15 protein-coding genes are annotated in these 12,532 nt (G+C 68.9%); 8 read left to right on the forward strand and 7 right to left on the reverse strand.

Annotation, left to right across the window (positions count from 1 at the left end):
- The first annotated feature begins 255 nt into the window (after positions 1-255).
- A complete protein-coding gene (locus J7E87_RS17175) occupies positions 256-792 on the forward strand; it encodes an ATP/GTP-binding protein (protein WP_374195189.1) in 537 nt (178 codons plus the stop codon).
- An 82-nt stretch (positions 793-874) separates the two neighbouring features.
- Complete coding sequence (gene serC / locus J7E87_RS17180) at positions 875-1,993, forward strand: phosphoserine transaminase (RefSeq protein WP_215094828.1); 1,119 nt, start codon at positions 875-877, stop codon at positions 1,991-1,993.
- Positions 1,994-2,160: 167 nt separating this feature from the next.
- Here serC and J7E87_RS17185 read toward each other — a convergent pair whose 3' ends face one another.
- Complete coding sequence (locus J7E87_RS17185; protein WP_215094830.1) at positions 2,161-3,126, reverse strand: WD40 repeat domain-containing protein; 966 nt, start codon at positions 3,124-3,126, stop codon at positions 2,161-2,163.
- A gap of 107 nt (positions 3,127-3,233) precedes the next feature.
- Between J7E87_RS17185 and J7E87_RS17190 the strand changes: the two genes are divergently transcribed.
- Positions 3,234-3,932: a GDSL-type esterase/lipase family protein gene (locus J7E87_RS17190; protein WP_215094832.1), complete on the forward strand. Its 699-nt coding sequence runs from the start codon at positions 3,234-3,236 to the stop codon at positions 3,930-3,932.
- Positions 3,933-3,959: 27 nt separating this feature from the next.
- Here J7E87_RS17190 and J7E87_RS17195 read toward each other — a convergent pair whose 3' ends face one another.
- Together J7E87_RS17195 and J7E87_RS17200 are read right to left on the reverse strand one after the other, a co-directional pair.
- Positions 3,960-4,427, reverse strand: coding sequence for a hypothetical protein (locus J7E87_RS17195; protein ID WP_215094834.1), 468 nt, complete (start codon positions 4,425-4,427; stop codon positions 3,960-3,962).
- A gap of 229 nt (positions 4,428-4,656) precedes the next feature.
- Positions 4,657-5,169, reverse strand: a complete 513-nt coding sequence (locus J7E87_RS17200; RefSeq protein WP_251017572.1) for a carboxymuconolactone decarboxylase family protein — start codon at positions 5,167-5,169, stop codon at positions 4,657-4,659.
- Positions 5,170-5,193: 24 nt separating this feature from the next.
- On the opposite strand from J7E87_RS17200, the gene J7E87_RS17205 reads away from it, so the two are divergent.
- The 3 genes from J7E87_RS17205 (at position 5,194) to J7E87_RS17215 (ending at position 7,431) form a co-directional block, all read left to right on the forward strand.
- Positions 5,194-5,709, forward strand: a complete 516-nt coding sequence (locus tag J7E87_RS17205; RefSeq protein ID WP_215094836.1) for a MarR family winged helix-turn-helix transcriptional regulator — start codon at positions 5,194-5,196, stop codon at positions 5,707-5,709.
- A 91-nt stretch (positions 5,710-5,800) separates the two neighbouring features.
- Entirely contained in the window at positions 5,801-6,391 is a 591-nt protein-coding gene (locus J7E87_RS17210) for a Uma2 family endonuclease (RefSeq protein WP_215094838.1), read from the forward strand.
- A gap of 50 nt (positions 6,392-6,441) precedes the next feature.
- Positions 6,442-7,431 carry an aldo/keto reductase gene (locus tag J7E87_RS17215; RefSeq protein WP_215094840.1) on the forward strand — a complete coding sequence of 330 codons (990 nt, stop codon included), beginning with the start codon at positions 6,442-6,444 and terminating at the stop codon, positions 7,429-7,431.
- 154 nt (positions 7,432-7,585) lie between these two features.
- Here J7E87_RS17215 and thpR read toward each other — a convergent pair whose 3' ends face one another.
- The 3 genes from thpR to J7E87_RS17230 form a co-directional block, all read right to left on the reverse strand.
- A complete protein-coding gene (gene thpR / locus J7E87_RS17220; protein WP_215094842.1) occupies positions 7,586-8,155 on the reverse strand; it encodes an RNA 2',3'-cyclic phosphodiesterase in 570 nt (189 codons plus the stop codon).
- A 207-nt stretch (positions 8,156-8,362) separates the two neighbouring features.
- A complete protein-coding gene (locus tag J7E87_RS17225; RefSeq protein ID WP_215094844.1) occupies positions 8,363-9,679 on the reverse strand; it encodes an MFS transporter in 1,317 nt (438 codons plus the stop codon).
- A 28-nt stretch (positions 9,680-9,707) separates the two neighbouring features.
- Positions 9,708-10,151 carry a MarR family winged helix-turn-helix transcriptional regulator gene (locus J7E87_RS17230; RefSeq protein WP_215094846.1) on the reverse strand — a complete coding sequence of 148 codons (444 nt, stop codon included), beginning with the start codon at positions 10,149-10,151 and terminating at the stop codon, positions 9,708-9,710.
- 140 nt (positions 10,152-10,291) lie between these two features.
- On the opposite strand from J7E87_RS17230, the gene J7E87_RS17235 reads away from it, so the two are divergent.
- The gene (locus J7E87_RS17235; protein ID WP_175257654.1) at positions 10,292-10,474 is read left to right on the forward strand and encodes a ribbon-helix-helix protein, CopG family; all 183 of its coding nucleotides are present in this window, start codon (positions 10,292-10,294) and stop codon (positions 10,472-10,474) included.
- A 37-nt stretch (positions 10,475-10,511) separates the two neighbouring features.
- On the opposite strand, the gene J7E87_RS17240 is transcribed toward J7E87_RS17235, so the two are convergent.
- A complete protein-coding gene (locus J7E87_RS17240; RefSeq protein ID WP_215094848.1) occupies positions 10,512-11,966 on the reverse strand; it encodes an NCS2 family permease in 1,455 nt (484 codons plus the stop codon).
- Positions 11,967-12,139: 173 nt separating this feature from the next.
- Between J7E87_RS17240 and J7E87_RS17245 the strand changes: the two genes are divergently transcribed.
- Positions 12,140-12,499 (forward strand): DUF2530 domain-containing protein, encoded by a 360-nt coding sequence (locus tag J7E87_RS17245; protein WP_215094850.1) that lies wholly within the window; start codon positions 12,140-12,142, stop codon positions 12,497-12,499.
- The last annotated feature ends 33 nt before the right edge of the window (positions 12,500-12,532 follow it).

Consider the following 12,532-nt stretch of genomic DNA (forward strand, 5'->3'; position numbering starts at 1 on the left):
CGGACAGTCCGGAAGAACTTCCCAATGCGATCTCCAACTCTCCTATAGTGACGACCACTTGGTCAGGAACAAGCGGCTCCAGTTACGCCCTCGCCATCCCGGAAGGCAACACTCGATGACCGGCACCCTTCACAAACCATGACCCGCTTCACGCGGGCGGTCCCCCCGGCGCAGCCCCACCCCTCGCTCCCCGGGACGACCGTCAAAGCCCTGAAGATCGTCGTCGTGGGCGGCTTCGGAGTCGGCAAGACCACGATGGTCCGCTCTGTCAGTGAGATCCGCCCGCTGCACACGGAGGAGGCAGTGAGCCGCGCGGGCGACACGCTCGACGAAACCGGCCGCGCGGACGGCGCGCCCGACGAAACCAGCCGCGTCCACGCCAAGAGCTCGAGCACCGTCGCCCTGGACTTCGGCCGGATCACGCTCGACGAGCGCGGCGTCCTGTACCTCTTCGGCGCCCCCGGCCAGGAACGTTTCTGGTTCCTGTGGGACCGCCTCTTCGCGGGCACCCTCGGCGCCGTTGTCCTCGTCGACACCCGCTCGCTGCCCGACGCCTGGTACGCGCTCGACCGCCTGGAACACCACGGCATGCCCTTCATCGTCGCCGTCAACGACTTCGGCGGCCCGCTGCACAGCGAGGAGCAGATCCGTGATGCGCTGGCGCTGGGGCCGGAGGTGCCGCTGGTGGAGTTCGACGCCCGCGATCACTCCTCCAGCAAGTTCGTACTGATCGCGCTGGTCGAGCATCTGCAAGCGCTCTCGTCCGGCGAGGAGGGCCACAAGGAGGGCTGACACGCAGGTCAGGCCCCGAGGGCCCGTCTCATCCGCCGGACCGTATCCCCGCCGCGTCCTCTGACCGGATACGCTCCGGAACGTGGCTGAGATCCAGATTCCCGCTGACATCAAGCCCGCCGACGGCCGTTTCGGCGCGGGCCCCTCCAAGGTGCGTACGGAGGCGCTGGACGCCCTGGCCGCGACCGGCACATCCCTCCTCGGCACGTCCCACCGCCAGGCCCCGGTCAAGAACCTGGTCGGCGCGGTGCGTGACGGCGTACGCGACCTCTTCCAGCTCCCCGAGGGCTACGAAGTGATCCTGGGCAACGGCGGCTCCACCGCCTTCTGGGACATCGCGACGCACGGCCTGATCGAGAACAAGTCCCAGCACCTGTCCTTCGGCGAGTTCTCGTCCAAGTTCGCGAAGGCGTCGAAGCTCGCGCCGTGGCTGGCCGAGCCGACGGTCATCGCCTCCGACCCGGGCACGCACCCGGACCCCGAGGCTGAGGCGGGCATCGACGTCTACGCCTTCACCCACAACGAGACCTCCACGGGCGTCGCGGCCCCCATCAAGCGGGTCGCGGGCGCGGACGAGGGCGCGCTGGTCCTCGTCGACGCGACGTCGGGCGCCGGCGGCCTGCCGGTCGACATCACCGAGACGGACGTCTACTACTTCGCCCCGCAGAAGTCCTTCGCCTCGGACGGCGGCCTGTGGATCGGCGTCTTCTCGCCGGCCGCGCTGGAGCGCGCCGCGCGTATCCACGGCTCGGGCCGCCACGTACCGGAGTTCTTCTCGCTGCCGACCGCGATCGACAACTCCCTGAAGAACCAGACGTACAACACCCCGGCGCTGGCCACGCTCTTCCTCCTGAACGAGCAGCTGACCTGGTTGAACACCCAGGGCGGCCTGGACTGGTCGGTCGGCCGCACAGCGACATCGTCGCGGAACCTGTACGGATGGGCCGAGGCGTCCAAGTACGCGACGCCGTTCGTGGTGGACCCGGCGAAGCGCTCGCAGGTCATCGGCACGATCGACTTCGCGGACGAGATCGACGCGACGGCAGTGGCCAAGGCGCTGCGCGCGAACGGCATCGTCGACACGGAGCCGTACCGCAAGCTGGGGCGCAACCAGCTGCGAGTGGCGATGTTCCCGGCGATCGATCCGGCGGACGTGCAGGCGCTGACGGCGTGCATCGACTACGTGATCGAGAAGCTCTGAGGGTTACGGGTTTCGTCCACGTCTACGAGTGAGGGGGCCGGCGGCATGACGCTGCCGGGCCCCTCCCCGCGTACGGGGGCGCGTTCGGCGCGGACTTCGACCACTGCGCACTCGGGCCGCGGCGGCTGAGGTCGCCGGCCGGCGCATGCGACGCGCCGAATGGCGCCTCAGCCGCGGCGCAGCAGCCGCTTCACCCCGAGGACGAGCGCGCCGGCGCCGACCAGGACGATCAGCCCATACATGAAGCTGCTGGTCTCGCCGCTGTCCTCGGCGGCCGAACTCCCGCCCTGGGACGGCGTCCTGCTGCCCCCGTCCGAGACGGATTCCTTGCCGAGCGGTACCCGCTTCACCTCGCTCTGCTCCCCCTCCGTCCCGAACATCAGCGCCGTGCCGTCAGCGGTGTACGTCACGGACTCGGCCTGCCCCTGAATCGGCGCGCTCACCCCGTGGTCGGCCCCGAGTCTGCCGTCCTTCCATTCGTACCCGCGGGCGCTGAAGTACGAGCGCAGCACCAGCTCCTTCCCGTCCGGCGAGAAGGCCCCGTCCGTCACCCACGGCACCTCACCCATCCGCCGGAAGACATTGGTCCGGGTGGGGCTGAGGGTCGCGGGCCCTTCGTACAGCCCGCCGCCTTCCTCGTTCTTCGACGCGATGTACACCCGGCCGGTCTTTGGGTGGACCATCATCGCCTCGGCGTTCCGCGCGCCGTCCGCGTACCTCACGGTGTACTGCGTCGCGGGGACGGTCATGTCCTTGAGCGCCTTCGGCTCCGCGAAGCGGTAGATCCAGACGTGGTCCCAGCCGCCGTTGAGGTTGTCGCCGATGTCCCCGACATAGACGTTCCCGTCCGTGCCGACCGAGATGGCCTCCATGTCCCGGGGCTTCCCGACCCCGCTCAGGGTGATCGTCGCGACGGTCTCGCCGGTCTTGGAGTCGACGGCGAAGACGCGCGGCTCGTCCTGGTCGTTGTGCGTCCAGTAGATCCCGGGGTGCACGCGGCTGGCGGCGAGCCCGCTGGACTCCGTTATCCGCGGGTCCTGGATCGTGAATCCGGAGTCGTCGGCGGCGACGGGGCCCGCGGCTAGCAGCACGACGGCGGCAGCGGCAACGGTGACGTACGGAAGCGAACGCATGCCCCCAGCCTGCCACCTCGCGCCGCCATGATCAGTCCTGACGGACAGACGGGCCGTGTCCAGCCTCACATCGCAGGTGCGCGGCATGATCGGCCATGATTGCGCCCATGCGTTTTATGTTCGTCGGCGACTCCATGACCATCGGACGCGCCGGCGACTTCACCTGGCGCTACCGCATGTGGCAGCACCTGGCCGCGTCCTTCGACGGCCCGTACGAGATCGTCGGCCCGCGCACCGAGCTGTACGACACGCCGGCGAACACGCCGGTGTCCTCCGCGTACGGTGATCCCGCCTTCCCCGCCGACGCCCGCAGGCACCTCGCGGGCTGGGGCGAGGGCTGGCTGCACATGGCCCCGGTGATCCGGGAGACGGTCGCCGCGGAAAAGGCCGACATCCTGCTGGTCTCGCTCGGCCTGATAGACCTCGGGTTCTACACGGACAGCACCCAGACCGCCCTGAACGCCCGCACGTTCATGGCCGAAGCCCGCGCGGCCAACCCGGGTGTACGCATCGTCCTGCTGCCCGTCATCCCGAACATACGGGCCCGGTCGGACGCCCCCTTCGCGGCGGAGTGCGACCGCTTCAACGAACTGCTGGCGAAGTCGGTGGCGGACTTGGACGAGCCGTCCTCGCCTCTGCTGCTGGCGTCGCGCCCGGAGTCGTACGCGATCGACAGGGACACATACGACGGGACGCACCCGGGCCCGTCGGGCGAACACAAACTGGCGGCGGCGTTCGCGGGGGCGATGCACCAGGCGTGGGGGCTTGGCGGGCGGTACGGGGCGGCGCCACGCGAGCACGTGTGACGCCGCCCCGGGTCGCTCGTCCGGCTGTCAGAACACGAACGGGCCCGGGTTCTGCGGGGACGTCGCGTTGCAGGTGGCGGTGATGCCGAAGACCACGACCACCAGCGACTTCGCCTCCAGGCTGTCGCCCGCGGCGACCGTTCCGTCGAGCAGCCCGGTGGAGACCGCGCCCCCGGCCGGGATCGCCGGGTTGGCGTTACCGGTGAAGGTCGCGGTGTCGGAGCCGTTCTTGGTCAGAGTGAGGGTCGATTTGACCGAGTTCGCCGAGATGGGGATGGGAGCCGTGATGGCCGATGTGGACACGCTGATGGTCGCGGCCGTGCCGTCCTGGGTGGCCGTGAGCGTCGCCGTCCCCGAGCCGAACGAACCGCAGTCGAAGGAGATGGTGGCCGTCTCCGGCGTCACCGCGTTCGCGGTGGGCGCCATGGCGAGCGAACCTGCCGCCATCACGCCGATGCCCAGTAATGCGCCGATTCCGAGTCTGCCGTGCCTCATGGGTGCCGCCTTCATGTGGGGGTTTGCGGGCTGGCGTCGCCGACTGCCGCTGAACGGGCTCACGGGATCCGTGGGGTGGGGAGAGTGGGGCTGCCCCAGGGGCTCGATCCCCGCGCCGACCGCTCTGGGTCTGATGGGCAGTCAGTGACAGTTGCATTGGGGCACGGGCGCCCCGAGAAGGCAAGGACGTTCGCCATCAATTTTGGCATGCACCGACCAAATTCGGCCGCTACCGGAGCGGAGCGCGTGTCAGCCGGTTCGCCAGCGTCGACATCGTGTACGTCCCGATGCCCATCACCACCTCCAGCGCGTTCTGCTCGGTGTAGCCGTACGCCAGAAACGCCCCCAGCTCCTCCTCACCCACACCCCCCGCCGTACGCACCACCTCCAGCGTGAACTGCCGTACAGCTTCGAGGCGTTCGTCGGCCAACGGCTGCTGCTCGCACAGCGCGGCGATCAGCCCTTCCTCCGCGCCCAGCGCGCGCAGCTTGCCGGTGTGCATCGCCACGCACACATGGCACTCGTTCCGCGCCGCGACAGTCATCACGACCACCTCGCGGGCGACCGGGTCCAGAGTCGTCTGCTCGAACATCGCGCTGAGCTTCAGAAAGCCGTCCAGCAGGTGGGGTGAAGAGGCGAGTCTGGCGACGGCCGGCGGCAGATGCCCCAGGCGCTTCATCGTCGACTCCATGGCACGGCGCGAGGCGGCGGGCGCCGTATCCAGGGTGTGTTCGGCGAACATACGGCAGCTCCTATAATCGACAACATGGTTGACGATAAAAAGGTAAACCAGGTTGTCGAAATGCGCAACACCCCTGCCGACACACCGGGTTACGAGCTGCCCCTGCTGCTCTTCGCCGGGTTCCGCTCCCTCATCGACCGGCTCCACGCGGAGCTGGCCGCGCAGAGCCACCCGGACGTACGGCCCGCACACGGCTTCGCCATGCAGGCCATCGGCGCGCACGGCGCGACCGCCAGCGAGATCGGGCGGCGGCTCGGGGTCTCCAAACAGGCCGCCGGCAAGACGGTCGACCGCCTCGTCGCCCTGGGCTACGCCGAGCGCGCCGACGACCCGGCCGACGCGCGCCGGAAGCTGATCCGGCTGACCGGGCGCGGCATGGACGTCCTCGCCCGCTCGGCCGCGATCTTCGACGAACTGCGCGCCGAGTGGGCGGCCGCGCTCGGCGCGGGGCGCGTACGCGAGATCGAGGAGTCCCTGCGTACGGTCGTCCCTGTCGGCGCCTTCCGGCTCGACGCGGCGGGCTGGTTCGGCGGCGCGTGACCAGTTCTCGCCACGGCGTGTCATGTCACCGTGCGTATCGTTGTACTGCGCGGCTGCATGCGATCGAGCGGCAGCGGGGAGGAGCGCCACGATGACCGTCGTGGACACCGACAGGATCGACATGGCCGACGACAACGCCGAGCGCTTGGACGAGTGGTTCGAGAGGCTTGAGCAGATGCCCGTCCCCGAGGGAATGAAGGTTGAGATCGTCGGGGGAAGCGTCTTCATGTCGCCACAGCGGACCGTCCATTGGCAGATCATCCGCAGGATCGTCAGAGCGCTGGAAGACAAGTTCGGCATGGATGTCGAGGTGCTGTCGGACGTGCGCATCGATTTCCCCGGCCCGGAGAACGGCTTCTGCCCGGACGTGACCAAGCTCCGCGACGGAGCGGTGCAGGACAGCCGGGGCCGCTGGCGCTTCGAGGACGTGGAGTTCATCGCCGAGGTGATTTCCAAGGGCACCGCACTCAACGACTACGGCCCGAAGAAGATCGCCTACGCCGTCGCCGAAGTCCCCGTCTTCTTGATCGTCGACCCGTACACCGGCAAGTGCCTCCTCCACACCCAGCCAAAGGACGGGGACTACACGACCGAGACGAAGGTCGCCTTCGGGCAGCCGCTCGACCTCACCAGCACGCCCCTCGGCCTCACCCTCACCACCGGTGAATTTCCCCGCGACTGACCCCGCCCGCCCTTGCCTCGAGCGCGCTCGAAGGCGTTGGCTTGGTTGTTATGAAGTACACGCAGCTCGGACGCACCGGACTCAAGGTCAGCCGACTCGTCCTCGGGACGATGAACTTCGGGCCTCTCACCGATGAGGCCGACAGTCACACCATCATGGACACCGCGCTCGGCGCGGGGATCAACTTCTTCGACACCGCCAATGTCTACGGCTGGGGGGAGAACAAGGGCCGCACCGAGGAGATCGTCGGCAGCTGGTTCGCCAAGGGCGGCGAACGTCGCGACAAGGTCGTCCTCGCCACCAAGGTCTACGCCAACATGGCCGCCGAGGGCGACGCCTGGCCCAACCACGACAAGCTGTCAGCACTGAACATCCGCCGTGCCGTCGACGCCAGCCTCAAGCGGCTGCGGACCGACTACATCGACCTCTACCAGTTCCACCACATCGACCGGGACACGCCCGTCGAGGAGATCTGGCAGGCGATCGACGTCCTCATCCAGCAGGGCAAGATCCTTTACGCGGGCTCCAGCAACTTCGCCGGCTGGAAGATCGCGCAGGCCAATGAGACCGCCCGCCGCCTCGGCTCGTTCGGCCTGGTCAGCGAGCAGTGCCTGTACAACCTCGCCGAACGCCGCGCCGAGATGGAGGTCATCCCGGCCGCGCAGGAGTACGGCCTCGGCGTGATCCCGTGGTCGCCGCTGCAGGGCGGGCTGCTCGGGGGAGTCATCAAGAAGGAGACCCGGGGCGGACGGCGTGCCTCCGGCCGGGCCGCGGATGCGCTCGCCAATGCCGGGACCCGTGCGCAGATCCAGGCGTACGAGGACCTGCTCGAGAAGCACGGCCTGGAGCCGGGCGAGGTCGCGCTGGCCTGGCTGCTCACCCGGCCGGGGATCACCGGGCCCATCGTCGGACCGCGCACGGCGGACCAGCTCGCCTCGGCGCTGCGCGCCGTCGAGCTGGAGCTGAGCGACGAGGTGCTGTCCGCGCTGGACGAGATCTTCCCGGGGCCGGGGCCGTCCCCGGAGGCCTTCGCCTGGTAGGGCCGGGGCCCGGCCAGGGCTCCGAAGCGCTGCGGCGGCCGGTGGTCGGTCAGGGTTACTGGCCGACCACGGCCGCCACGGCGACGATCACGAACATCAGCACGAGCACGCCGGCCATGATCTGGTTTCTGGTCTTTGGATTCACGCTACGAGGTTAACTCGCCCGTTCGAGTGGCCAGGACCCGACCGTCTCGTACCGCGGCTGCTCGCCCAGCACCCCGCTCACCGGCAGATTGCTGCGTACGAGCGCGACCTCGGTCACCTCCCAGGGCGTGCCCTCGAAGGTGTCGAGCTCCTCGACGTACGGGCGCAGATCCGCATCGTCGCGGCTGCGGGCGATCGTGAGATGCGGGTGGTAGCGGCGGTGCTCCTCCATGCCGACCCCGGCCCGCCGGGCCGCCGCGTCCGCGCGTTCCGCGAGCAGGCGCATCTCCTCCAGGCCGCCCGCCGCGCCCGCCCACAGCGCACGTCGGCCGAACCGTCCGCCGCGATGGAGGCGCAGCGGGAAGGCCGCGGTCCGGTGGGCGGCCCGCCCGAGCCGCTCGTGCAGCTCGGGGAGCAGGACGTCGTCGACCTCGCCCATGAAGGCGAGTGTGAAGTGCCAGCCGTCCCGGCCGGTCCAGCGCAGGCTGTCCGCGCCGGGCAGGTTCCTCAACCGGTCGACGGCGCGGGCGAGTTCACCTACGGCCGAGGCCGGCGGCAGTACGGCAGCGAAGAGTCTCATCCCCCGAGTCTGACCCAAACGGGGGCGGTACGGGACGGGTGAAGCCGATGTCCTGAGGGCCTCGGGCCCGAGCCGTACCGATCGCGGGGCCCGCCCCGTACAGACGACGGCACGGGCGGTCGCACCCCGGTCGCCCGGGGCAGGGGCACCGCGGTCGCCCGAGGCGGCCGTACGGACCGCGCGCCCGCCCGCGACGGGCGGCGCCGCTCACGCCGCCGTCGCCAGCTCTTCCTTCGAGACGAACTCCACATGCGTGCGTCCCCGCCGCAGATCTATTTTGAGGCGCAGCCCGCCCACACGGGCGAGCATCACGCCGACTCCGATCGCCGCGACCAGCGCCACCGTGCCGCCCGCCGCGAGGCCGATCCGCGGTCCGTACGTGTCGGTGATCCAGCCGACGAGGGGCGCGCCCACTGGCGTACCGCCCACGAAGACCATCATGAACAGGCTCATCACACGGCCCCGCATGGCCGGTTCCGTCGCCATCTGAATGCTGGAGTTGGCCGTGACGTTGACCGTCAGGCCGAACATCCCGATCGGCACCATCAGCAACGCGAAGATCCAGAACCTCGGCGCGAACGCCGTCACGATCTCCAGGACGCCGAACATCACCGCCGCGCCCACCAGCACCCGCAGTCGCGAGGTGCCGCGCCGGGCGGCGAGCAGCGCGCCCGACAGGGAACCGACCGCCAGCAGCGTGTTGAGCAGGCCGTACGTACTCGCGCCCGAGTGGTAGACGTTGTTGACGAAGGCCGACAGCCAGATCGGGAAGTTGAAGCCGAAGGTGCCGATGAAGCCGACGAGGACGATCGGCCAGATCAGCTCGGGCCGGCCCGCGACGTACTGCAGCCCTTCCCGCAGCTGTCCCTTGGCGCGGGGTGCGCGCTTGACCTTGTGCAGCTCGCTGTTGCGCATCAGCAGCAGGCCCGCGATGGGCGCGACGAAGGACAGACCGTTCAGCAGGAAGGCGTAACCGCTGCCCACGGCCGTGATCAGCACACCGGCGACGGCCGGGCCGACCAGCCGCGCGGACTGGAAGTTGGCGGAGTTGAGGCTCACCGCGTTGCCCAGTTGCTCCGGGCCGACCATCTCCACGACGAACGACTGGCGCGCCGGGTTGTCGACGACGGTGACGAGACCGAGCAGGAAGGCCGTGAGGTAGACGTGCCACACCTGGACATGGCCGCTGAGGGTGAGAACGGCGAGCGCCAGGCCGGTGAGCCCCATCGCGACCTGGGTGGCCAGCAGCAACGGCCGCTTGGGAAGCCGGTCCGCGAGCACGCCGCCGTACAGGCCGAACAGAAGCATGGGCAGGAACTGCAGCGCGATGGTGATGCCGACGGCGGACGCGGATCCGGTCAGCGTCAGCACCAGCCAGTCCTGGGCGATGCGCTGCATCCAGGTGCCGGTGTTGGAGACCACTTGCCCGGTGGCGAAGAGCCGGTAGTTACGGATCTTCAGCGAGCTGAACATGGTTGTAGGGGCTGGTGCGGGTGCGGAGTCTGCTCCGGGTCCCGTACTCAAAAGCGTTCGCCTCCTCAAAGGTGCTCGGTTACAGGTGTGCGAGCTTTTCCAGCACGGGGGCGGCTGCGCGCAGCTTCGCCCACTCGTCCTCGTCCAGTCCTTCGGCGAGCGTGGCCAGCCAGGCGTTCCGCTTGCGGCGGCTCTCCTCGAGCATGGCTTCCGCCTCCTCGGTCTGGCTGACCACTTTCTGCCGGCGGTCGTCGGGGTGCGGCTCCTGCCGTACCAGCCCCTTGGCCTCGAGCAACGCCACTATCCGGGTCATGGACGGCGGTTGGACATGCTCCTTGCGGGCCAGCTCGCCCGGGGTGGCGGAGCCGCAACGGGCGAGGGTGCCGAGCACCGACATCTCGGTGGGGCTCAGCGATTCGTCGACGCGCTGATGCTTCAGGCGTCGGCCCAGCCGCATCACGGCCGAGCGGAGAGCGTTCACGGCGGCGACGTCAGCGTCGCTGCCGGGGGACAGGTCGGGCATGTTCATTAGCGTAACTCATTACCCTCTCTAAAGACCAGCCGGTATGCGCGTCGGCCGAAAGATGACTGTGTCACCCATATGAGTGAGAGAGATCCGGAAAGTGACGCACCGGCCACAGTGATCCGGCAACCCTGACTGACATGGGATCGACAGTGCTCAGCCTCCGGATAGACGGTGAGCTGCTCGACCGTCTCAGGCACCACGCCGCCAGACGCGGAATGAGCGTCCAGGACTATGTGGTCCGGACGCTCATTCGCGATGATTTCGACGAACGCTTCAAGGCGGCGGTCGACGAGACGGAGAAGTTCTACGGGCTTACGTGAGGCGCCGCGCGTGCAGCGCCGCGCCGCGTGAAGCGCCTTACGCGAGACCCAGTGCCGGCATCGCGTAGTAGAAGACGAAGACCGCGGACACCACATACATGGCGACGGGCACCTCGCGGCCCCTGCCGGCCGCCAGCCGCAGCACGCTGAAGGCGATGAAGCCGATGCCGATGCCGTTGGTGATGGAGTACGTGAACGGCATCATCACCATCGCCAGGAACGCCGGGACGGCGACGGTGAAGTCGTTCCAGTCGATGTCCCGTACCGACCCCGCCAGGATCAGGAAGCCCACCGCCACCAGCGCGGGCGTCGCCGCCTGGGACGGGACCATGGTGGCGATCGGCGTGAGGAACAGCGCCGCCGAGAAGAGCGCACCGGTGACGACGGACGCCAGACCGGTACGGGCCCCCTCACCGACGCCCGCAGTGGACTCGACGAAGCATGTCGCGGCTGACGACGAGGTCGAGCCGCCCGCGGCCACCGCGATGCCGTCGACGAACAGCACCTTGTTGATGCCGGGGAGGTTGCCGTCCTTGTCCATCAGCTTGGCCTCGTCGCCGACGCCGAGGATCGTGCCCATCGCGTCGAAGAAGCACGACAGCAGCACGGTGAAGACGAACAGCACGCCCGTCAGATAGCCGACCTTCCCGAAGCCGCCGAACAGGCTGACCTCGCCCACCAGCCCGAAGTCCGGCGACGCGACCGGGTTGCCCGGCCACTGCGGCGTGGTCAGGCCCCAGGACGGGACCGTCGCCACCGCGTCGATGACCATGGCGACGATCGTCATCGCGACGATCGAGATGAGGATCGCGCCCGGCACCTTACGGATGATCAGCGCGAGCGTGAGCAGCGTACCGAGGACGAAGACGAGGACCGGCCAGCCGTCCAGGTGGCCGCCCATGCCCAGCTGAAGCGGGACGGTGGTCTTGGCGATGTCCGGGATACGGGAGACGAAGCCCGAGTCCACCAGGCCGATCAGCATGATGAAGAGGCCGATGCCGATCGCGATGCCCTTGCGCAGGCTGCGCGGCACGGCGTTCATCACGCGCTCGCGCAGACCGGTGGCGACCAGCAGCATCACGATGAAGCCCGCGAGTACGACCATGCCCATCGCGTCCGGCCAGGACATCCGGGGCGCGAGCTGGAGAGCCACGACGGTGTTCACGCCGAGTCCGGCGGCAAGAGCGATCGGGACATTGCCGATGACGCCCATGAGCAGCGTGGAGAAGGCCGCGGTGAGCACGGTGGCGGTGACCAGCTGGCCGGTGTCCAGCTGGTGCCCGTACATGTCCTTCGCGCTGCCGAGGATGATCGGGTTCAGCACGATGATGTAGGCCATCGCAAAGAAGGTGGCGAATCCGCCGCGCACCTCGCGGGCGACCGTGGAGCCGCGCTCCGAGATCTTGAAGAAGCGGTCCAGGTGGTTCTGCGGCTGCTGACCGGAAGCCGGCGGCTGCGGGCCTTCGACCGAGACGGTGGCCATGGGAGACATGCGGAACCTCAGTCGTACAGGGGGTGGACTTGGATGTTTGCACGAATAATTCAGGCCAACGGCAAACCGTTTCAGTATGAACACATAAAGCGAAGACCGCTATCTCCGCGCGTAGACCTCCTGGGTGACCCAGCCACCCGAACGGCTGGTCGGGCGCCGCCTACACTGTGCGCATGGCGAAGTGGACCCCCAAGCACGAGGCACCCGAGCCCCTGGAGGGGCCCGTCGTCGCCACCGTCGTCGGCGGCACGATCCTCTGGTTCGTCCTCTTCGTCGCGCAGATCCCTTTCTACAGCTGGTTCGAAGACCGCGACCTGATGTGGTGGGTGTGGACATGCCTGGCCGGCGCCGGTCTCGGGCTGATCGGCATCTGGTACGTGCGGGGGCGGGAGGCTGCGATCAAGCGCACGGCGGCCGCCGAGGCGACCCCGGCAGCGGACGGCGGCGCGGCAGCTGACAGCGGCGCGACAGCGGACAACGGCGGGGCAGCGGGGGACAACGGCGGGGGCGCCGCGACCGACGAAGGCAAGTGACCCGTACGGCGCTTGTAGTGCCAGGGGACGATT

Origin of the sequence: Streptomyces sp. ISL-1 (assembly GCF_018614585.1) — a bacterium.
Lineage (GTDB): Bacteria > Actinomycetota > Actinomycetes > Streptomycetales > Streptomycetaceae > Streptomyces > Streptomyces maoxianensis.

Coding starts and splice junctions, on each gene's coding strand:
- J7E87_RS17175 (WP_374195189.1), top strand. CDS start 256: ATGGTCCGCTCTGTCAGTGAGATCCGCCCGCTGCACACGGAGGAGGCA.
- J7E87_RS17185 (WP_215094830.1), bottom strand. CDS start 3,126: ATGCGTTCGCTTCCGTACGTCACCGTTGCCGCTGCCGCCGTCGTGCTG.
- J7E87_RS17190 (WP_215094832.1), top strand. CDS start 3,234: ATGCGTTTTATGTTCGTCGGCGACTCCATGACCATCGGACGCGCCGGC.
- J7E87_RS17195 (WP_215094834.1), bottom strand. CDS start 4,427: ATGAGGCACGGCAGACTCGGAATCGGCGCATTACTGGGCATCGGCGTG.
- J7E87_RS17200 (WP_251017572.1), bottom strand. CDS start 5,169: ATGTTCGCCGAACACACCCTGGATACGGCGCCCGCCGCCTCGCGCCGT.
- J7E87_RS17205 (WP_215094836.1), top strand. CDS start 5,194: ATGGTTGACGATAAAAAGGTAAACCAGGTTGTCGAAATGCGCAACACC.
- J7E87_RS17210 (WP_215094838.1), top strand. CDS start 5,801: ATGACCGTCGTGGACACCGACAGGATCGACATGGCCGACGACAACGCC.
- J7E87_RS17215 (WP_215094840.1), top strand. CDS start 6,442: ATGAAGTACACGCAGCTCGGACGCACCGGACTCAAGGTCAGCCGACTC.
- thpR (WP_215094842.1), bottom strand. CDS start 8,155: ATGAGACTCTTCGCTGCCGTACTGCCGCCGGCCTCGGCCGTAGGTGAA.
- J7E87_RS17230 (WP_215094846.1), bottom strand. CDS start 10,151: ATGCCCGACCTGTCCCCCGGCAGCGACGCTGACGTCGCCGCCGTGAAC.
- J7E87_RS17235 (WP_175257654.1), top strand. CDS start 10,292: ATGGGATCGACAGTGCTCAGCCTCCGGATAGACGGTGAGCTGCTCGAC.
- J7E87_RS17240 (WP_215094848.1), bottom strand. CDS start 11,966: ATGTCTCCCATGGCCACCGTCTCGGTCGAAGGCCCGCAGCCGCCGGCT.
- J7E87_RS17245 (WP_215094850.1), top strand. CDS start 12,140: ATGGCGAAGTGGACCCCCAAGCACGAGGCACCCGAGCCCCTGGAGGGG.